Source organism: Leisingera sp. F5, assembly GCF_001593695.1.
On the sequence record NZ_LUKH01000003.1, the window covers coordinates 43,572 to 63,935 of the forward strand.

General features: G+C 61.4%; 20 protein-coding genes and 1 pseudogene. 18 read left to right on the forward strand and 3 right to left on the reverse strand.

The genetic code is table 11. The features are described from left to right. Positions 1-6 precede the first annotated feature (6 nt). The 11 genes from A2I95_RS02710 (at position 7) to A2I95_RS02760 (ending at position 11,228) form a co-directional block, all read left to right on the forward strand. On the forward strand, positions 7-1,293 hold the full coding sequence (locus A2I95_RS02710) for a TRAP transporter large permease (RefSeq protein ID WP_291727551.1): 1,287 nt from the start codon (positions 7-9) through the stop codon (positions 1,291-1,293). A gap of 12 nt (positions 1,294-1,305) precedes the next feature. Next, complete coding sequence (locus tag A2I95_RS02715) at positions 1,306-1,743, forward strand: universal stress protein (protein ID WP_291727553.1); 438 nt, start codon at positions 1,306-1,308, stop codon at positions 1,741-1,743. A gap of 10 nt (positions 1,744-1,753) precedes the next feature. Further along, a complete protein-coding gene (gene eutA / locus A2I95_RS02720) occupies positions 1,754-2,518 on the forward strand; it encodes an ectoine utilization protein EutA (RefSeq protein WP_291727555.1) in 765 nt (254 codons plus the stop codon). An 18-nt stretch (positions 2,519-2,536) separates the two neighbouring features. Beyond that, complete coding sequence (eutB, locus tag A2I95_RS02725; RefSeq protein ID WP_291727556.1) at positions 2,537-3,544, forward strand: hydroxyectoine utilization dehydratase EutB; 1,008 nt, start codon at positions 2,537-2,539, stop codon at positions 3,542-3,544. Then, entirely contained in the window at positions 3,537-4,529 is a 993-nt protein-coding gene (gene eutC / locus A2I95_RS02730; protein ID WP_291727558.1) for an ectoine utilization protein EutC, read from the forward strand. Before eutB ends, eutC begins: the two co-directional genes overlap by 8 nt. A gap of 19 nt (positions 4,530-4,548) precedes the next feature. Continuing rightward, positions 4,549-5,736 carry an ectoine hydrolase DoeA gene (gene doeA, locus A2I95_RS02735; RefSeq protein WP_291727560.1) on the forward strand — a complete coding sequence of 396 codons (1,188 nt, stop codon included), beginning with the start codon at positions 4,549-4,551 and terminating at the stop codon, positions 5,734-5,736. Between the two features lie 3 nt (positions 5,737-5,739). Then, positions 5,740-6,732, forward strand: coding sequence for a N(2)-acetyl-L-2,4-diaminobutanoate deacetylase DoeB (gene doeB / locus A2I95_RS02740; protein ID WP_291727562.1), 993 nt, complete (start codon positions 5,740-5,742; stop codon positions 6,730-6,732). Positions 6,733-6,744: 12 nt separating this feature from the next. Further along, a complete protein-coding gene (locus A2I95_RS02745; RefSeq protein ID WP_027257891.1) occupies positions 6,745-7,224 on the forward strand; it encodes an Lrp/AsnC family transcriptional regulator in 480 nt (159 codons plus the stop codon). Between the two features lie 97 nt (positions 7,225-7,321). After that, entirely contained in the window at positions 7,322-8,107 is a 786-nt protein-coding gene (locus tag A2I95_RS02750) for an SDR family NAD(P)-dependent oxidoreductase (protein ID WP_291727567.1), read from the forward strand. A 121-nt stretch (positions 8,108-8,228) separates the two neighbouring features. Then, the gene (locus A2I95_RS02755) at positions 8,229-9,704 is read left to right on the forward strand and encodes an NAD-dependent succinate-semialdehyde dehydrogenase (RefSeq protein ID WP_291727569.1); all 1,476 of its coding nucleotides are present in this window, start codon (positions 8,229-8,231) and stop codon (positions 9,702-9,704) included. A 150-nt stretch (positions 9,705-9,854) separates the two neighbouring features. After that, positions 9,855-11,228, forward strand: a complete 1,374-nt coding sequence (locus A2I95_RS02760; RefSeq protein WP_291727571.1) for an aspartate aminotransferase family protein — start codon at positions 9,855-9,857, stop codon at positions 11,226-11,228. 216 nt (positions 11,229-11,444) lie between these two features. Here the strand turns inward: A2I95_RS02760 and A2I95_RS02765 are convergent, their stop codons facing one another. Continuing rightward, positions 11,445-12,233, reverse strand: coding sequence for a thioredoxin domain-containing protein (locus A2I95_RS02765; protein WP_291727574.1), 789 nt, complete (start codon positions 12,231-12,233; stop codon positions 11,445-11,447). Positions 12,234-12,558: 325 nt separating this feature from the next. Further along, on the reverse strand, positions 12,559-13,227 hold the full coding sequence (locus A2I95_RS02770) for an acyl-homoserine-lactone synthase (protein WP_291727576.1): 669 nt from the start codon (positions 13,225-13,227) through the stop codon (positions 12,559-12,561). A gap of 203 nt (positions 13,228-13,430) precedes the next feature. Here A2I95_RS02770 and A2I95_RS02775 point away from each other — a divergent pair, with 203 nt between their 5' ends. From A2I95_RS02775 to A2I95_RS02785, 3 genes and pseudogenes are all read left to right on the forward strand, one after another. Next, a complete protein-coding gene (locus A2I95_RS02775; RefSeq protein ID WP_291727578.1) occupies positions 13,431-14,111 on the forward strand; it encodes an autoinducer binding domain-containing protein in 681 nt (226 codons plus the stop codon). A gap of 166 nt (positions 14,112-14,277) precedes the next feature. Beyond that, positions 14,278-14,574, forward strand: a pseudogene (locus A2I95_RS02780) (transposase); the annotation flags it as partial. Then, positions 14,543-14,965 (forward strand): hypothetical protein, encoded by a 423-nt coding sequence (locus A2I95_RS02785; RefSeq protein WP_291727580.1) that lies wholly within the window; start codon positions 14,543-14,545, stop codon positions 14,963-14,965. The pseudogene A2I95_RS02780 and the gene A2I95_RS02785, both read left to right, overlap by 32 nt. 578 nt (positions 14,966-15,543) lie before the next feature. On the opposite strand, the gene A2I95_RS02790 is transcribed toward A2I95_RS02785, so the two are convergent. Beyond that, complete coding sequence (locus A2I95_RS02790) at positions 15,544-15,750, reverse strand: hypothetical protein (RefSeq protein ID WP_291727582.1); 207 nt, start codon at positions 15,748-15,750, stop codon at positions 15,544-15,546. A 124-nt stretch (positions 15,751-15,874) separates the two neighbouring features. On the opposite strand from A2I95_RS02790, the gene A2I95_RS02795 reads away from it, so the two are divergent. Genes A2I95_RS02795 through A2I95_RS02810 form a run of 4 tightly spaced genes read left to right on the forward strand, consistent with a single transcriptional unit; the run spans position 15,875 to position 20,363 of the window. Next, on the forward strand, positions 15,875-16,327 hold the full coding sequence (locus tag A2I95_RS02795; protein WP_291727584.1) for a cytochrome c: 453 nt from the start codon (positions 15,875-15,877) through the stop codon (positions 16,325-16,327). A 12-nt stretch (positions 16,328-16,339) separates the two neighbouring features. Then, positions 16,340-17,683, forward strand: coding sequence for a cbb3-type cytochrome c oxidase subunit I (locus tag A2I95_RS02800; RefSeq protein WP_291727586.1), 1,344 nt, complete (start codon positions 16,340-16,342; stop codon positions 17,681-17,683). 3 nt (positions 17,684-17,686) lie between these two features. After that, a complete protein-coding gene (locus A2I95_RS02805) occupies positions 17,687-18,481 on the forward strand; it encodes a CbbQ/NirQ/NorQ/GpvN family protein (RefSeq protein WP_291727588.1) in 795 nt (264 codons plus the stop codon). Between the two features lie 4 nt (positions 18,482-18,485). Continuing rightward, positions 18,486-20,363 (forward strand): VWA domain-containing protein, encoded by a 1,878-nt coding sequence (locus tag A2I95_RS02810; protein WP_291727590.1) that lies wholly within the window; start codon positions 18,486-18,488, stop codon positions 20,361-20,363. Position 20,364 lies beyond the last annotated feature (1 nt).

Consider the following 20,364-nt stretch of genomic DNA (forward strand, 5'->3'; position numbering starts at 1 on the left):
GATCCGATGGCTGCAACAATATTCCTGACCATGATTGTCCTGCTGCTTCTGGGCTTTCCGATGATGATCCCGCTGATTGCCGGCGCCTTTATCGGCTTTCTGATGCTGTTCGGCGATCTGGCCCGGACCGAGACGATGGTGCAGCAGATGCTGGCCGGTATCCGGCCTGCCTCGCTGATTGCGGTGCCGATGTTTATCTTTGCCGCCGACATCATGACTCGCGGCCAGTCGGCCGGGCGGCTGATCAATGTGGTGATGGCCTATATGGGCCACATCCGCGGCGGGCTGGCGATCTCCACTGCGGCGGCCTGCACCATGTTCGGGGCGGTGTCGGGATCGACGCAGGCAACAGTGGTGGCGATCGGCTCGCCGCTCAGGCCGCGGATGCTGCAGGCCGGGTACAAGGACAGCTTTGTGCTGGCGCTGATCGTGAACGCGAGCGACATCGCCTTTCTGATCCCGCCCTCCATCGGCATGATCATCTATGGGGTGGTCTCCAGCACCTCGATTGCCGAGCTGTTCATTGCGGGCATCGGTCCCGGCCTGCTGATCCTGCTGCTGTTTTCCACCTACGCCTATATCTACGCGGTGCGTAACAATGTGCCGACCGAACCCAAGGCCACCTGGCGCGAGCGTCTGAGGACCATGCGGCAGGCGCTGTGGCCGATGGGATTCCCGGTGATCATCATCGGCGGCATTTATGGCGGCGTCTTCAGCCCGACCGAGGCAGCGGCGGCCTGTGTGCTCTATGCGCTGATCCTGGAGGTTCTGGTGTTCCGCTCAATGGCGCTGGCGGATGTCTATGACACTGCCAAGTCCACCGGCCTGATCACCGCCATCGTGTTCATCCTGGTCGGGGCAGGGGCGGCGTTTTCCTGGGTGATTTCCTTTGCGCAGGTGCCGCAACAGATCCTGGGGGCCATCGGCATTGCCGAGATGGGCGCCATCGGGGTGCTGTTCGTGATCTCCATCGCGTTTTTCATCGGCTGCATGTTTGTCGATCCCATCGTGGTGATCCTGGTGCTGGTGCCGGTGTTTGCGCCGGTGGTGAAATCGGTGGGGCTGGACCCGGTGCTGGTCGGCACCATAATCACCCTGCAGGTGGCCATCGGATCGGCCACGCCGCCCTTCGGCTGCGATATCTTCACCGCGATTGCCGTGTTCAAACGCCCCTATGCCGAGGTGGTGCGCGGCACGCCGCCCTTTATCCTGATGCTGCTGGGCGTGTCGGTGGCGCTGATCTTCTTTCCGCAGATTGCGCTGTTCCTGCGCGACCTGGCCTTTGCCAAATAGGGAGCCGCAGCGATGTTCACATCCATTCTGGTGCCCTTTGACGGCTCGCAAGGGGCGGAGGCCGCGCTGGCCAAGGCGGCTGGGCTGGCGCAGCTGTGCGGTGCGGAGCTGACGCTGCTGACGGTCTACCGGCATCATTCGCTGTTGGAGGCGTCGATGCATATGGTGCGCGCGGATCAGCCTGAGGACCTGGACGAAATCATGCGCAGCCACGCCAAGGAGGTGGCCGAGCGCGGCAAGGCGCTGGCGGTGGTGGGCGGCCTTCAAAAGCCCCGCGCTTTTGTCAAAGCCGGGCCGGTGGCGCGCACCATCACCGGGTTTGCCACGGAGCACGGCAATGATCTGATCGTGATCGGCAGCCGCGGCCTTGGCTCACTTGAAGGGGTGCTGTTGGGCAGTGTCTCCCACAAGGTGACGAGCCTCGCGGAAACCCCGGTTCTTGTTGTTTAGGAAGGCAAAAATGGCTCTTGATATCCATTCCGCGCCGTCGCGTGTTCCAGCCCGGCTGGACGGCCGCCCGGTGCCAAAGCGGATCGCGCTGGTGGCGCTGGCGACTGACCACACGTCGGAGCGCGACTTTGCCCGGATCTGCGACCCGGACCAGGTGGGCGTCTATGTGAACCGCATCGCGTTTGAGAACCCGACCACCAGAGAAACCCTGCTGCAGACCGGCCCGCGGCTGACTGAGGCCGCAGCGCAAATCCTGCCGGAGGAAGAGGTGGATGTGGTGGTCTTTGGCTGCACCGCGGCCTCCATCGTGCTGGGCAATGATGCGGTTACGCGCGATCTGAACGCGGCCAAGCCGGATACGCCTTGTGTCACCCCAAGCTCTGCCGCCTTTGATGCGTTTGAGGCCTTGGGCGCCAGGCGGGTGTCGGTGCTGACCCCCTACAGCGCGCAGGTGACGGATGAGCTGGCGCAGTATTTTGCCACACACGGCCCGGAGGTGGTCAATGCCGCCTGTTTCGGCCTGACCGACGACCGCCGGATGGCGCGGATCTCCGAGGACAGCATCATCGAGGCCGGGATCGCCGCCTGTGATTCATCAGCCGATGCACTGTTCCTGTCCTGCACCGCTCTGCGGGCGGCTGTTTGCATTGAGCGGATTGAGGACCGGCTGGGCAAGCCGGTTGTCAGCTCAAACCAGGCGATGGTCTGGCGGTGCCTGCGCTTGGCCGGGATCACGGATCCGGTGAGTGGTTTCGGCAGGCTTTTCGAACTCTAGATAGGCTAAACAGGTCCAATGACTGACAAAATCACCCTTCAGGACAGCTATCAGGCCCGGGCGCGGATTGCCGGGCGTATCCGGCAGACGGCACTGGTATCTTCGCCCTCTCTCAGCGCGCTTTGCGGCGGAGAGGTTTCGTTGAAGCTGGAAAGCACCCAGATCACTGGCAGTTTCAAACTGCGCGGTGCCACCAACGCGGTCTTGTCGCTGACCGATGAACAGCGCGCGGCGGGTGTGGTTGGCGTCTCGACCGGCAACCACGGGCGCGGGCTGGCCTATGCGGCGGCGCAGGCCGGGGTGCGCTGCATCATCTGCATGTCGGAGCTGGTGCCGCAGAACAAGGTCGAAGGCATCAAGTCCCACGGCGCCGAGGTGCGCATCACGGGCCGCTCGCAGGATGACGCGCAGGTGGAGGTCGACCGGCTGGTGGCGGAGGGCATGACAATGCTGCCGCCTTTTGACCACCGCGATATCATCGCCGGTCAAAGCACGGTGGGTTTGGAAATGCTGGAGCAGGCGCCGGATCTGGAGACCGTGCTGGTGCCCTTGTCGGGCGGCGGACTGATTTCCGGGGTGGCGATGGTGATGAAGGCGGTGAATCCGGCGATCCGGGTGATCGGCGTTTCGATGGAGCGCGGTGCTGCGATGTATCAGTGCCTGCAGGCCGGCAAGCCGGTTCAGGTCGAGGAGCTGCCGACGCTGGCGGATTCCCTGGGCGGCGGCATCGGGCTGGACAATGCCTATACATTCGCGATGACGCGGGCGCTGGTGGATGAGGTGGTGCTGGTCTCCGAAGCGGAGATCGCCGCTGGCATCCGCCATGCGTATTATGAAGAGCGGCAGGTGATCGAAGGTTCCGGCAGTGTTGGCATCGCGGCGCTGCTGGCGGGTAAGATCGAAAACCCGGGGTGCTGTGTGTCGCTCGTCAGCGGCCAGAACATCGACATGGCGCTGCACAAGCGGATCATTGATGGTGAAGATGTGGATGTGGCGGCGGAGACTAAGGGAGGCGCGGATGCCTGATATCAAGATCCTGACAGAAACCGATCTGCGTAATCTGGTGCCGCTTGATAGTGATGCGGTGGATTGCGTTGAGCAGGGCTTCACGACGCTTGCCGGGGGCAGGGTGGTGATGCCGCCGATCATGACGCTGCCCGTCTCCGACCATAACGGAGAGGTGTGTGTCAAAACCGCCTATGTGCCGGGGATCAGCAGTTTTGCGATGAAGATGAGCCCGGGGTTTTTCGACAATCCCAAACTCGGCTTGCCGAGCACTACGGGGCTGATGGTGGTGTTTTCCAGCAGAACCGGCATTCTCGAGGCGCTGCTTCTGGACAATGGGTATCTTACCGATGTGCGCACCGCCGCTGCGGGGGCGGTCGCCGCACGCCACCTGGCGCGGGAGGATGCGGCGCATGTCTGTATCATAGGCGCGGGCGTGCAGGCAAAGATGCAGCTGAAGGCGATGACCCTGGTGCGCGGGATCAAAAGCGCGGTGATCTGGGCGCGGGACACAGCCAAGGCTGAGGCGGCGGCTGCCAGTCTGCGCGAGGAGCTTGGGCTGGAAACCTCTGTCAGCACGGACATCAGAGAAGCAGTATTGTCAGCTGACATCGTGGTCACCACCACCCCCGCAGCCGAACCTCTGATCAAGGCGGAGTGGCTGCAGCCGGGTCAATTGGTCATCGCCATGGGGTCGGATCAGGAGCACAAGTGCGAGCTTGAGCCTGCCTACCTGACCAAGGCGGACCTCTACGTGCCCGACAGCCAGGCGCAATGCGCCGTCAAGGGCGAGCTGCGCAGTGCCATCGAAGCAGGGCTGATCCCAGAAAGCTGCATCTTTACCGAACTGGGCGATATCACCGCTGGCAAGGCCGCCGGACGCCATTCAGACAGTGATCTGATCATTGCCGACCTGACCGGCACCGGTGTTCAGGACACCGTCATCGCAACACTTGCCGGCTCCCGCGCAGATGCGGCGGGCGCCGGCACCACTTTTACCAGCTGATCAACCAGGAACCACGCATATGGCAGACCCCAAGCTGTATTTCTCCCGCACTGAATACCAGGCGCGTATTGACAAAACCCGGTCTGAGATGGCCCGCCGCGGCATCGACCTTCTGATTGTCACCGATCCCTCGAATATGAATTGGCTGACCGGCTATGACGGCTGGTCGTTCTATGTGCATCAGTGCGTCGTGCTGGGCCTGGAGGGCGAGCCGATCTGGTACGGCCGCGGCCAGGATGCCAACGGCGCCTTGCGCACCTGCTTCATGGAACCCGCCGGTATCATTGGCTATCCGGACCATTACGTGCAATCGGCTGAACGCCACCCGATGGATTACCTGTCGGCGCAGCTGGCGGACCGGGGCATGGACAACGGCACCATCGGCGTTGAAATGGACAACTACTATTTCACGGCTGCCGCCTATGCCTCCCTGCAGGCGCATCTGCCGAATGCGCGCTTTGCCAACAGCAACGCGCTGGTGAACTGGCAGCGCGCAGTGAAGTCGGAGGCTGAACTTACCTACATGCGGCAGGCCGGCAGGATCGTGGAGCGGATGCATCAGCGGATCTTTGACAAGGTCGAGCCGGGGATGCGCAAATGCGATCTGGTGGCGGAGATTTATGACGCCGCGCTGCGCTATGACGAGGGGCTGGGTTTTGGCGGCGACTACCCGGCGATTGTGCCGCTGCTGCCCTCGGGGCCGGACGCCGCCGCGCCGCATCTGACCTGGGATGACCTGCCGATGAAATCCGGCGAGGGAACGTTCTTTGAAATCGCAGGCGTGGTGCACCGCTATCACTGTCCGCTGTCGCGCACCGTGTTCCTGGGCAAGCCGACGCAAACCTTCCTGGATGCGGAAAAGGCCGTGCTGGAGGGCATGGAAGCCGGGCTTGAGATGGCCAAGGCCGGCAACACTTGTGAGGACATTGCCAAGGCGTTCTTCAAGGTGCTGAAAACCTACGGCATCGAAAAAGACAGCCGCACCGGCTATCCGATCGGCGTCAGCTACCCGCCGGACTGGGGCGAGCGCACCATGTCGCTGCGTGCGGGCGACACCACCGTGCTGCAGGAAAACATGACCTTCCACTTCATGACGGGCCTCTGGATGGAGGACTGGGGATTTGAGATCACCGAAAGCATCCGCATCGGGGTGGACGGGCCGGAGTGCCTGTCCGATGTGCCGCGTAAAATGTTTGTGAAGGACTGATCCATGAAGGCGAACCCGATTTCCCCCACCATCCCGCTGGATCAGGATGGGGTGCACCATGGTTTCCTGAAGCTGCCCTACAGCCGGGATGATTCAGCCTGGGGCTCAGTGATGATCCCGCTGACCGTGATCAGGAACGGCGACGGCCCGACAGCGCTGCTGACCGGCGCCAACCACGGCGACGAATATGAAGGCCCGATTGCCTTGCACGAACTCGCCGCCACCATCCGCGCCGAAGACGTGACCGGCCGTCTGATCATCGTGCCGGCCTTCAACTACCCGGCATTCCGGGCCGGTACCCGCACTTCGCCCATCGACAAGGGCAACATGAACCGGTCATTTCCGGGCCGCCCCGACGGCACCGTGACCGAGAAGATCGCCGATTACTTCCAGCGCACCCTCTTGCCGATGGCGGATCTGGCGGTTGATTTCCACTCCGGCGGCAAGACGCTGGACTTCGTGCCCTTTGCCGCTGCCCATATCCTGGAGAACAAGGCAACGCAGGAGGCCTGCTTTGCCGCCATGAAGGCGTTCAACGCGCCCTATTCGGTGGAGCTTTTGGAGATCGACAGCGGCGGCATGTACGACACCGCGGTCGAGGAGATGGGCAAGGTTCTGGTCACCACGGAACTGGGCGGCGGCGGGTCGTCCTCCGCGCGCAGCAATGCGATTGCCAAGAAGGGGCTGCGCAATGTGCTGATCCATGCGGGCATCCTGAAGGGGCAGATGCAGATCGACGCAACCGTCAGCCTGACGATGCCGGACGATGACTGCTTCCTGTTCAGCGAGGGCGACGGGCTGTTTGAGATCATGGCCCATCTGGGCGCGCCAGTGGCCAAGGGCGATCTGGTCGCCCGGGTCTGGCCGCTGGACCGCACCGGCCAGCCGCCGATGGAGTACCGCGCCCGCCGCGCCGGGCTGGTGATCAGCCGCCATTTCCCGGGGCTGATCAAATCCGGCGACTGCGTTGCGGTTGTCGGCGTCACCGGCGGCTGATAGGCGGAAGACATGCAATTGGACCAGCGCGACCTCGACATTCTGCGCGTGCTCTCGACCGAGGGCCGCATTACCAAGGCCGCGCTGGCCGACCGGATCGGCCTGTCGCCGACGCCCTGCTGGGACCGGCTGAAGAAGCTGGAGCAGGCCGGGCTGATCGAAGGCTACGGCGCCCGCATCAACCTCAAGAAACTGGCGCCGCATGTGACGGTGTTTGTCGCAGCTGAGATTGCCGACCACACCGCTGCCAGCTTCCGCGCGTTTGAAGCCGCGATGCAGCGTTATGACGAAGTTACCGCCTGCTGGGCGCTGGGGGGCGGGTTCGACTACCTGTTGCAGATCGTGACTTGCGACATCGATGCCTACCAGCGGCTGATCGACGAGATGCTGGACGCCCGTATCGGACTTTCCCGTTACTTCACCTATGTTGTGACCAAACCTGTAAAAGGGGCCGGCGCACCGCCTCTGGATGTTCTGCTGCGGCAGGACTGAAACGGCAGTTTCAGGTGGAATCCAGTCGTATGCAGACCCAAACAGGTGGCGGGCAGCAGGTTAGGCTGGGTGTCAGGGTGGTGGAGGAGGCTGCGGCATGGGTACGTTTTCGGGGCAAAATATCCTGGTAACAGGCGGCGGAAGCGGGATCGGGCAGGCAATTGCCCATCGGCTTGCAGATGCCGGTGCCAAACTGGCCATTGCGGACCGCAACGCGGAAGCAGCCGAAGCCACGGCTTCCGGATTGCGCGATGCAGGCGCCGGCGCCTTGGCGATTGAGGCTGATATCAGCCGCGAAGCCGACGTCGAGGCGATGTTCGCGGCGGTTCAGCAATTTGGTGGCACACTGCACGGAATGGCGCATTGCGCCGGAATCGGTGTGGAAAAAACCATCCTCGACACCTCGCTGGATGATTGGAACCGGCTGATCGGTATCAATTTGACCGGGACATTCCTGTGTGCGCGCGGCGCGGCGCGGATGATGGCCGGTCAAGGCTATGGCCGCATCCTGCTGATGGGGTCCGCCGCCGGTGAACGCGGAGGAACCGGGCGTTCTGCTTACGGGGCCAGCAAGGGGGGCGTTCATGCATTGACCCGGGTCATGGCGGTTGAGCTGGCCGAACTAGGGATCACGGTCAATGCCATGGCGCCCGGCGCCATTGAAACCGAGCTGGTCAGCCGCATGCATGACGCGGAGACCAGAACGGCCTATTGCAGCGGTATTCCTGCCAACCGCTACGGAGCCCCGGATGAAGTTGGTGCTGCGGCGGAGTTCCTCCTGAGTTCCGGGGCTGCTTACGTCAGCGGAGTTGTGCTGCCGATCGATGGCGGCTTCATGGGAGCCGGCGTCATCAAGCGGCAGATGAACCCGTCCGGCGGGTAATACCTTCAAATCAAGCTGGTTGGTGCAGAAGCCAGCTGTTTCTTCTGCTGTTTCCGGAAACTTCAGACACTTCTTCTGCCAGCATCAGGCAAATTCTTCTGTAAAGCACAGGAGAACTTCCATGACAGCGACTGCTCTCTCTGCCCGCGCAGACATTGCCGACAAGGCTTTAGTTCGTTCATTCTCATACATAAATGGAAAATGGCGCGCAGCTGCAAACGGCGAAACCTTCCCGGTCAGCGATCCGGCGGATGGTGCTGAACTTGGCCATGTGGCCAGCCTGTCTGCAGAAGAATCCTCTGCCGCCGTGGACGCGGCGCAGGCAGCTTTCCCGGCCTGGGCAGGCCTTTTGCCGCAACAGCGCGCCTCTATCCTGCGCCGCTGGTTTGAGCTGCAGCTGGAACACAAGGAAGACCTCGCCCGCATCATGGTGCTGGAACAGGGCAAACCCCTCTCCGAGGCGCGCGGCGAGATCGACTATGGCGCCGCCTTTGTGGAATTCTACGCCGAAGAGACCAAACGCCCTAACATCGAAGGCGTGACCAGCCATTTGCCCGACGCCGAAGTGGAGCTGTGGCGTGAACCGGTGGGCGTGGCGGCGCTGATCACGCCCTGGAACTTCCCCTCCGCGATGCTGACCCGCAAAGCGGCGGCCGCGCTGGCGGCAGGCTGCACTGTGCTGGCGCACCCCTCCGGCGAGACCCCGTTCAGCGCGCTGGCGCTGGCAGAGCTGGCCGAGCGCGCTGGCTTCCCTGCCGGTGTCTTCAACGTGGTAACTGGCAATGCCCCCACAATCGTGGAACCCTGGACCAGCGACACCCGCGTGCGCGCCCTCTCTTTCACCGGTTCCACCAATATCGGCAAGCTGCTGTACCGTCAGTCCGCCGGCACGGTGAAACGGCTGGTGATGGAGCTGGGCGGCCATGCGCCGGTGATCGTCTTCAAAGGCTGTAATCTGGACAAGGCGGTGGATGAGGCGATCAAGGCTAAATTCGCCACCTCCGGCCAGGACTGCCTGGGCGCCAACCGGATCTTTGTGGAGCGGCCGGTCTATGCGGAGTTCTGCGCGAAGTTCACTGCAGCTGCCAAGGCCCTGACCATCGGCAAGGGCTTGGAGGACTGTGACCTGGGGCCGCTGATGAATGAAAAGGCGGTGCAAAAGCAGGAGGAGCATGTGGCGGACGCGCTGGCCAAGGGCGCCACGCTTGCCTGCGGCGGCAAACGGCATCCGCTGGGGGTGCTGTTTTATGAGCCGACGGTACTGACCGGCGTGCCGGCGGAGGCGCTGATCATGTCTGAGGAGACATTTGGCCCCGTCGCCCCCATTACCCCTTTCGATACCGAGGAAGAGGTGATCGCCCGCGCCAATGAAAGCGAATACGGGCTGGTGGCCTATCTCCACAGCCACGACCCGCGCCGCATCTATCGCCTCAGCCGGGCGCTGCAATACGGCATGGTGGCAGTGAACCGCACCAAAGTGACCGGCGCGCCGATCCCTTTTGGCGGCACCAAGCAATCCGGCCTTGGCCGCGAAGGCGCCCGTCTGGGCATGGAGGAATTCACCGAGATCAAATACGTCTGCCGGGACTGGGCCTGAAACACCGAAATCCGGCACGGATTTCGACCCGGATTTGCACGGCAAATCCGGATCATCAAAGAGGCGGGACACTCCCGAATTCCGCGCCGGAATTCGGGCCGGAATTCTCGCAGAATTCCGTCTTGCCGCAGAACTGATAAAGGAAACACGATGCTGAAGAATGACCAACTCGACCAATGGGACCGCGAGAATTTTTTCCACCCCTCGACCCATCTGGCCCAGCACGCCCGCGGCGAAAGCCCGAACCGGGTGATCAAAACCGCATCCGGTGTCTTCATCGAAGACCGCGACGGCAACAAGCTGCTGGACGCCTTTGCCGGCCTCTACTGCGTGAACGTGGGCTATGGCCGCCAGGAAATCGCCGAAGCGATCGGGGATCAGGCCAGGGAGCTGGCCTATTATCATTCCTATGTTGGCCACGGCACCGAAGCCTCGATCACATTGTCCAAGATGATCCTGGACCGCGCGCCTGCGAACATGTCCAAGGTCTATTTCGGCCTCGGCGGTTCGGACGCGAATGAAACCAACGTCAAGCTGATCTGGTATTACAACAACATCCTGGGCCGCCCGGAGAAGAAAAAGATCATCTCCCGCTGGCGCGGCTATCACGGATCCGGGCTGGTCACCGGTTCCTTGACCGGGCTGGAGTTGTTCCACAAGAAATTCGATCTGCCAATCGAACAGGTGATCCACACCGAGGCGCCGTACTACTTCCGCCGCAACAACCTGGGCCAGTCCGAGGAGCAGTTCGCCGCTCATTGCGCCGCCGAACTGGAGGCACTGATCGAGCGTGAGGGCGCGGATACTATCGCTGCCTTCATTGGTGAGCCGGTTCTGGGCACCGGCGGCATTGTGCCGCCGCCGGCGGGCTATTGGGAGGCGATCCAGGCGGTGCTGAAGAAGCACGATATCCTGCTGGTTGCCGACGAGGTGGTCACCGGTTTCGGGCGCCTTGGCAGCATGTTCGGCTCGGATCACTATGGGATCGAGGCCGACATCATCACCATCGCCAAGGGCCTCACCTCGGCCTATGCGCCGCTGTCGGGCTCGATTGTCAGTGACAAGGTCTGGAAGGTGCTGGAGCAGGGCACCGACGAGAACGGCCCGATCGGCCACGGCTGGACCTATTCGGCGCATCCCATAGGGGCGGCAGCTGGGGTGGCGAACCTCAAGTTGATTGACGCGCTGAACCTGGTGCAGAACGCAGGCGAGGTCGGCGCCTATCTGAAGGCCACCATGGCAGAGGCACTGTCCGGTCACGCCAATGTGGGTGATGTGCGCGGCGAGGGTATGCTGTGTGCGGTGGAATTTGTGAAGGACAAGGACAGCCGCACTTTCTTTGATGCCGCAGACAAGATCGGACCGCAGATCTCGGCCAAACTGCTGGAACAGGACAAGGTCATCGCCCGCGCCATGCCGCAGGGCGATATCCTGGGCTTTGCACCTCCGTTCTGTCTTAGCCGTGCGGAAGCTGATCAGGTGGTGGCAGCGACGCTGCGGGCTGTACAAGCTGTGTTGGGGTGAAACTGGTCATACCCACCATTCTTGAAAATATTGCGCCAATCATCGAAGAGTGCGGGCTTTGGGGTTCGCATGCCTGATCTTCCGGCGATGCCAATATCCGCTCGGATCGAGGCCAATTGCTGAAACCCATCCGGGCTACGGGACCTGCCGGCCGTTCGCCGCAGGCGCAGCTAGGGCTGTTTGGCGTGTCTGCTTTATACAGTTACCTGTATACAGTTACCTGTTTGCAGCTTTCGAGATTGCCTTCAGCCTATTGGCGGATGTGACGCCACGGATGATGCCTCCAGGTCCAACGAAAAACGGAGTATCCGCTGCATTGAGGGCAGCTGCCAAGCTTTCTGCCAATTGCAACTCGTCTGCTCCGAAGCCTTCCCTGACTGCTGCGGCGACGGCTTCCGCGTCATAGCCCAGCCCACTTAAAACCCGGATGGCAGTTACCGCGGTAGCCCGCCCTTCCACTTTCATCATGGCGTTGGAGAATTCGTAATAAGCCTCTGTCCCCTCAAGAGATTTCAGCGCCAATGCGGCCTTGGCCGTAAACTCAGAGCTAGGGCCCGAAACAGGCAGTACGATAATCACATGCCGCAAGTCCGGTGCCTGTGCCTTCAGTGCCGCCACCGACAATTGGGTCTTCCTGCACTGGCTGCAGTTGTAATCCAAGAATTCAACCAGGACTGGTGCCTCCAGATCGAACCCGGCAAACAATTCGTATGCCAGCGAAGCGATCAATTTCTGATCCGTATGACCATTGGCAGCTTCATCTCTTTTTTCAAGGAGAGCCAGCATGTCCGAAACAACTTCAGGATTGCGCATTAGAACGTCGCGTACCTGCTGGTCGAACTCCGGGTTAGGAGCTGCGGCTTCTGCACTTGCTGGAGAAAGATGAAAGGCAAGTCCTGCAACGGCGGCAAGAGATGCTGCGCGGCATGGCTTCCAGAGTGCCTTCGTAATCCACCGGCAGCCTGACGCAAGCCAATGCGCAGTGACTGCAAGGCCAGTGCTCATGGCAAGCCGAAGGGGCCTAGTCCAGCTATCATAATCCAGCTGTCCAGCGCATCCCGCAACGTGTCGCCGCGTGCTGAAAACCCATGAAGCTGAACAGACCACCGTTTTTCGGACGCGGCTGATTGTTCCTCGCGTGCCAGCCTGACTTCGCCCCCCATTGCAACGAATTGAGACGCCCTGGGAATGCCCCGAAGCTCGGACAGAATGCGCCAGTCGGAAACACATCGCTGAGTACTGGTCCTTAACATACGGGATTACTCGGATTGTTGCCTGGTGCCATAGGTGCAGGCTCGGCCGCGCTGTCTGCGGAATGAACGCAGGCGTTTCACGCTCCTTGGCCTCTTGGCTGGGGAACGTCGGCAGAATAAACGCGGTATTTGCCGTTCTGATCACCTCTAAGCGGGCCAAGCGGGACGACGTTTGTAAAGCCTGAAGACTTGGCGAGCCGTGCAATAACCGGCGGAGACAGAAATACGAAACGCTCTCCGCGCTGTTCCAGCAGGAATGTCCGCAGCCGCTGCAGCACCAACTGTCCTGCTCCCGCAGCGCCATTCGAGGCAAATCTGGTGAGCTCCCAAACGGAGGGATCGCACGGCGGCTCGGCATCGCACAAGTCCGAAGGCAGCCCTGGCAGCATGCCGCGGGCCGCATCACGCACCATGTAAGTCATTTCGGATCTGCTGGGATGGTGGCCCCCGCGATCTGTGCGCAGCAGCCTCGCGCCAGCCAGCGCTTCGCTCGTGGCAGGGTCAAATGCGATAATATAGTAGGCGTCCAGATGATCGTATTGATCCAGATCGCTTCGGCAGGACAGCCACACGCGCCAGTTTTTGCCTTCCGCAAATACGCTCTTGCGCAACGACATAAACGCGTCCAGCACATCCTGGTCGGGACTTCTCAGGGATTTTGGCAGCCGCACGGACTCAAACTGAACGACCATGGTTTCAATATCTGTTCGGGCTCCGGCGTCGCTCCTGGCGTATCCGTTCTGCATAAGTGTATCTCCAATACAGGTTCCGATTTTCCCTGCGCTGCAAATACATCTAATGGTGGATTTTTGGTTGTCCATAACTACCTTAATGCTGCATTCTATTTGCAACTCTGGTCGCACAAAATGCGACCTAAGTCGCAGGCAGGGCAACCAAGGTTGCCGGTGGAGAGACCTAAGTCGCAAGTCATTCGGGGTGGAAGAACGAAATGCCAAAATCTGTAATAACAACGAATCTGCCCTCAGACGGAGCAAACAGCACAAAGATTGCTGAGGCTTTTTCGGCCTGCAGATCCGCAATCGACGAAGTAAGCACCTCAGGTTTCACCCTCATGGTCAACTTTTCAATCATGGGGTATGAGCACTTCGAATGTTCCTTCCACGAAAAATGGAAGGAACAGTATGACCGGGAAAACTATTTCCTTCATGACCCTGTTTTCAATTGGGCGTTGAAGAATGAGGGCGCGATACGCTGGTCGGCTGTGCAACTGCCTGACCCGCTGCACATACTCGAGAAATCGCAGCGGTACGGTTTGGCGTACGGCGCTGCCTTTGCGGCTCTGACGGGTTCGAAAAGGTCGATGGTGTTTGTAGGCCGTCACGACAGGGAGCTTTCAGATACCGAGATGCGCACGCTGAGCATGGTTGTCACGGAATTTTTTGACTCGCTGCTTCCGCCCCCGTCGCTTTCCGAGAAAGAACTGGAGATGCTGCGCCTGCATATCCAGCAGGAAATGTCTTATGATGAGATTGCCGTGCAGTTCACGCTTTCTCTATCAGCGGTAAAAACCAGCTTTCTGCGGATGCGCCAGAAGTTCGGCTGCAAGTCAACCGCGCGCCTCGCCTATCTTGCCAAAGAGCGCAACTTGTTTGGGGTAGAGCCGCGCTGATCTTATTGGCTGGCCTCAATTAAATGGTCTTGGGGTCGTTTCGAAAACGAGCGGTGCAACGAACCGGGAACTTTGCCAAAGCGGATGAGGTGGGTGGCTCCTGCACCACCGGCATCGAATGTGCCAAAGTGCAGTTGTTACCGGCTGCTAGGAAAGGAGCCACCCAATGACAGTTGAAACCGCTGGCCTGGATCTGGCCAAGGATGTTTTTCAAGTTCACGGCATTTCCGGGAATGGCCGCGTGATCTTCAGCAAGGCCATCAAACGCGTAAAACTGCTTAGCTTCTTTGAGACGCTTCCGCCCTGCACCGTCGGGATGGAAGCCTGCGGATCGTCCCATCACTGGGGCTGCCAGCTGCGCAAACTCGGGCACGGCGTGACGCTCATGCCCGCTGGATACGTCAAACCATACGTGAAGCGTGGCAAGAACGATGCCGTTGATGCTGAGGCAATCTGCAAAGCGCCGCCTTGATGGTGACTATCCAGATATGCCTGAGATTGCCAACGGCATGCCCGGTATCCAGTGCTATCAGTTCATCGGTCTGAACGAACGCATCGACGGCTATTCGAAGATGATCGAACAACATGCCCTGCTGAATGCAGATGCGCGCAGATTGATGCGCATGCATTCGCCATTGTGCTTGAGCCAATGGCGCACAAATGGCTCATCATCGGCCCGATCACGGCACCGGCGATTATCGCAACGATTGGCGATGCAAAACAGTTCCGGCAGGGACGCGATCTGGCGGCAGGGAGCGTCTGGGCAAGATCACGAAGCAGGGTGGTCGTTGCATTCGCAAGCTGTTGGTCGCCGGTATGACATCACGCGCGGTGATGGCGAAACGCTCACCTGAAGAGGTCGATCTGTGGACCGCCAGTATCATTGCAGACAAACCATTCCGCCTCGCAGCAACAGCCATGGCCCACAAAGCCGCCCGGTCCATCCGGGCGATGCTGACAAAGAAACAGGAATACCGGCAGCCCGCGTTCTAACCGCCGGCTGCCTACGAAATGCAAGACGTTGAAGTGATGATGCGGAAGTAAGCCAACCAAGAGCAAGGGCACTCCGGGAATGGCAGCGGCCGCAATCTAAGCAGATCGCAGCCGCCTCGATGTTCGTGAACCTCAACTGCATGGAACGGAATAAGGACGCACCCAAAGTCTGAGAGCCCATTGGGTTATCATTGATCTCGATAGTAATGGGACAGCGGCGCGTGCGCACTCCCAACAGGGCCACGGCAATCAACAAGCCGAGATAAAGGCCGGATACATATGAGCGGCATCCTGAAGACGTGCAATTGATCACTTGCGAACAGCAGCCGGTACATACATTGGGCTCGAACTGAGCTTTAGCTACATTCTTGCCCAATAACCGCTTCAGTGCGTTCGCCAATGTTTGCAGATGTCGCTATCTGCGCCAAGTGATCCGACCTCACCCCATCTCCCCTCTTAACTGCTCCCGGAATTTCATCTCCTCCAGCCCGTATTCCTCGCAGGCATCAATCACTGTGTGGAACGGCGCGATCGGGCAGCCAGGGCAAAGCATCTGGCGGCGCATGAACTCGCCCGCGCAGGCGGGCCAGTGCAAAAACAGCTCGGATAAGGGCAGGTCCGGGTTGTCGAAATCGGGGCGGCGCATGGCGTGTCCTCCTTTTCCTGCATCTTGCGTGCAGCAATGGGCGCGGTCTTTGCGCTTCAACAACATACGCGGCGGTGCGCGGGTTTAGGCAGAACCTATCCGCAACTGTACTCAGGACCGCGATATGTCAGAGATACTTACCAAGTCGCGGGCCAGGAACGTGTTCTACGGGGGCTCCTTGTTCTTCGTCGTCGTGTTCGTGGCCATGACCGCGCACAGCCACCGCTACATCGTCAAGACCTCCACTGCTGGCATGGAACTGACCGACGCGGTGCGTCTGGGAAAACACGTGTGGGAGCGCCACTCCTGCATCAACTGCCACACCCTGCATGGCGAGGGTGCCTATTTCGCGCCCGAAGTCGGCAACGTGATGACCCGCTGGGGCGTGCTGGAGGACGCCGAGGATGCCTATGAAATGCTGAACGGCTGGATGGAAGCCCAGCCGTCCGGCGTCGAGGGCCGCCGCCAGATGCCGCATTTCGAGATCACCGAGGAAGAAATGCGCGGCCTTGCTGAATTCCTGCGCTGGGCGGATCAGACCGATACCCAGAACTGGCCGCCGAATGACGCGGGCTGAGGGAGAAAAACAATGAAGTACCAATCACAAAAAGTGGCCTATGCCTATTTCATGGTGGCAATGGGCCTGTTTGCAATCCAGGTTCTTGGCGGTCTGCTGGCCGGGTGGATCTATGTCTGGCCCAACACACTGAGCGAGCTTCTGCCGTTCAACATCGTGCGGATGCTGCACACCAACGCGCTGATCGTCTGGCTGCTGCTGGGTTTCTTCGGTGCCGCCTATTACTTGGTGCCTGAAGAATCCGAGCGCGAGCTGTTCTCAGTCAAACTCGCCTATATCCAGCTGGCTATTCTCGTCGTCGGCACTTTGGGTGCGGTCGGCTCCTATCTCGTCGGCATACACGGCGGGCGGGAGTTTCTGGAACAGCCCCTGTGGGTCAAGTTCGGTATTCTTGTTGCGGCGGTGATATTCCTGGTGAATATCTCCCTGACCGTGCTGGCGGGCCGCAAAACCGCGATCACCAACATCCTCTTGATGGGCCTGTGGCTGCTGTCGCTCCTGTGGGTGTTTGCCTTCATCAACCCTGACAACCTCAGCCTTGATAAAATGTACTGGTGGTTTGTTGTGCACCTGTGGGTGGAAGCCACTTGGGAGCTGGTGATGGCTGCGATCCTGGGCTACCTGATGCTGAAGCTGACCGGTGTTGACCGCGAAGTGGTGGAAAAATGGCTCTATGTCATTGTTGCCCTGGCGCTGTTCTCCGGCATCCTTGGCACCGGTCACCACTTCTTCTGGATCGGCACACCGGGTTACTGGCAGTGGATCGGCTCGATCTTCTCGACCCTCGAAGTGATCCCCTTCTTCGCGATGATGAGCTTTGCCTTTGTCATGGTCTGGAAAGGCCGTAAGAACCACCCGAACAAGGCCGCGCTGCTGTGGTCGCTGGGGGCTTCCACCGTGGCCTTCTTCGGCGCCGGCGTCTGGGGCTTCCTGCACACGCTGCACGGGGTGAACTACTATACCCACGGCACCCAGATCACCGCCGCCCACGGCCACCTTGCCTTCTACGGCGCCTATGTGGCGATGAACCTGGCGATGTTCACCTATGCGATGCCGCAACTGCGCAACCGCGATCCCTATAACCAGGTGCTGAACATGGCGTCCTTCTGGCTGATGACCGGCGGCATGGCCTTCATGACCTTCGTGCTGACCTTTGCCGGCACCATCCAGACCCACATGCAGCGCATTGTCGGCGACTACTACATGGATGTGCAGGACCAGCTGGGACTGTTCTACCTGATGCGCCTCGGCTCTGGTGCGGTGGTGGTCCTGGGCGCGCTCTTGTTCATCTACGCAACCGTCGTGGTCCGCCGCGAAGTCATCAAACCCGGCCCCGCGGCCGTACCGGGAGAGTAAGCCATGAACGCGATGAATATGCCTTCCGTTCCCTTCTACCGTCCCGCAGGCGATGAATGCACCGTCTTCGAGATGGCCCAAGCCAACGGTCTGCCCCTTCTTCTGAAGGGGCCCACCGGCTGCGGCAAGACGCGGTTCGTGGAGCATATGGCAGCCCGGCTCGGGCTGCCCCTCCACACCGTTGCCTGCCACGACGACCTGTCCGCGGCCGACCTGATCGGACGTTACCTGCTGAAAGGCGGGGAAACCGTCTGGGTCGACGGCCCGCTGACCCGCGCGGTGCGCGAGGGCGGCATCTGCTACCTGGATGAGGTGGTCGAGGCGCGCAAAGACGTGGCCGTGGTGCTGCACCCGCTGACCGACGACCGCCGCCGCCTGGTCATTGACCGCACCGGCGAGGAGCTGGCCGCGCCCAAGCCCTTCATGCTGGTCGCCAGCTACAACCCCGGCTACCAGAACATCCTGAAGAAGCTGAAGCCCTCAACCCGGCAGCGCTTTTTGTCGATCGGCTTCGACTTCCCCGAAGCCTTGGCGGAAACCGCGGTGGTTGCGTCTGAAAGCGGGTTGGACGAGGACCGCTCCGCCGCGCTGGTGCGGCTGGCGGGCCATATCCGCAAGCTCTCTGGCATGGACTTGGAGGAAGGGGTCTCCACTCGCCTGCTGATCTACGCCGCCACGCTGATTGCCAAGGGCATGGGCGTGGAGCGCGCAGTGGAAGCCGCCATCATCGAACCCCTCAGCGACGAGGGTGATGTGCAGCAGGCGCTGCGCGACCTCGCCGCCAGCGTCTACGGGTGATGCCATGATCCACGCTCTCGACCTGTTGGAACCCGAAGAAACGGTTGGCAACCTGTGGCACGGCATGGCCACACGGATCGGCGCCGGCGAGGACGGAACCGAACACACCGTCCGGTTCGAGGACATGCGCGCCAGTGTGGCGGCGCTGTTCCGGGCGCTGGGCGGGGCCGGGGGCGTGGAAATTCAACCCGCGCCTGCGGTGCTGTCGGACCATCGCCCGGACCTGCTGCGCCGCATCGGCACGCCGCGGGAAATGGCGCATATGGCCAGCTTCGACGGTGAGCGCCTGCGCCTGCCGCCGGAAATGGCGGCCTTTCCCAGCCGCGAGTTGAACCGCAAGGCCTATCTGTGGCTGGCGGCGATGGCCGCCGCGATAGACCTGCCGGAGCGCAACGAGGACCGCTATCAGGCCGACCAGCTGGAGATCGCCGCCAATGCCCGGGCTGCGGACAAGGTGTTTGCCGCCTGTCCGGGGCTGCGGTCCGCCTATGGGGCATTCTGCGCCCATACCGCCGAGACCCGCAAACGCAGCGGCCTGCCGCGGTCCGAGGCGCGGATTGAGCGGATGGTGCTGGACCAAATCGGCTCTGACTGCCGGATTGCCGAACCCTGCACCTGCACCGCCCCGCGCGGCTACCGGACCTATCAGCCGGTGCCGTTCTGGCTGCGCCTGCCGGTGCCGCAGGCGGGCAAGGGGGCAGCTCCCGAAGCGGAGGAGATGAAAACGCCCGGCCTCACGGTCTCCACCCGCAAGACGGCCAAACGTCAGGACCAGGACCAGACCACCCGCAAGGACAGCTTCATCGTCCACCGGTTTGAATCCATCCTGTCCTGGGCCGAAAGCCTGAACATCAACCGCATGGTCGATGACGACGACAACGAAAACGCCCAGAAAGCGGCGGAGGATCAGGACAATCTCACCCTCTCGCAGCATATGAAACGCGCCGCCTCCCGGCTGCGGATCTCGCTGGACCTGTCGCCGCAGGATGCCGAACACGAACGGCTGGCGGGGCAGTTCACCTATCCGGAATGGAATCACCGCCTGGGCAAGCACATGCCCGCCCACGCTCGCGTGCTGGAGGCTGAGGGCAAGCCCGCCGACAGCTTCCAGCCCGACCCCAAACTGGTGTCCCGCGTGCGCCGCCAGTTCGCGCCGCTGCACCCGCGCCGGGTGATGCTGCCGCGGCAGCTGGACGGTGACGAGCTGGATTTGGAAGCGGTAGTGAAATCCCATGTCGATCTGGCCTGCGGCCAGCAGGGCAGCGACCGGGTCTGGCAGGCCAGCCGCCCGATGGCCCGCGACCTGAGCGTGGCGGTGCTGATGGACTGCTCCCGCTCCACCGAGGCCACCGTGGGCGACCGCCCGGTGATCGAAACCGCCCGGGAATCCTTGGCGGCTCTTGCCAGCGGTATTGCCACCGCGGGCGACCGGCTGGGCATCTGGGGCTTTTCCTCCCTGCGCCGCGACCGGGTGTTCCTGACACGCGCCAAGGGGTTCGAGGATCCGATGTCGGAGGCGGTCACTGCCCGCATCGGCGGCTTCAAACCCGGCCACTACACAAGGCTCGGCGCCGCAATCCGCCATGCCTCGGCCCAACTGGCCGAAGAAGGCGCTGAACGCCGGTTGCTGCTGGTAATAACAGACGGCAAGCCCAACGACCTGGACCACTACGAAGGCGTTCACGGTATCGAGGACAGCCGCATGGCGGTGCGCGAAGCCCGCGCCCTGGGCCAGTCGGTGCATGGCGTGGTGATCGACGCTGACGGGCAGGACTGGTTTGCCCGCATCTTTGGCCGTGCCGGTTTTACCCTCTTGCCTGACCCGGCCCGGCTGCCGCGCGCGCTGCCGGAAATCTATCAATCCCTGACCATGGAGCACTGAG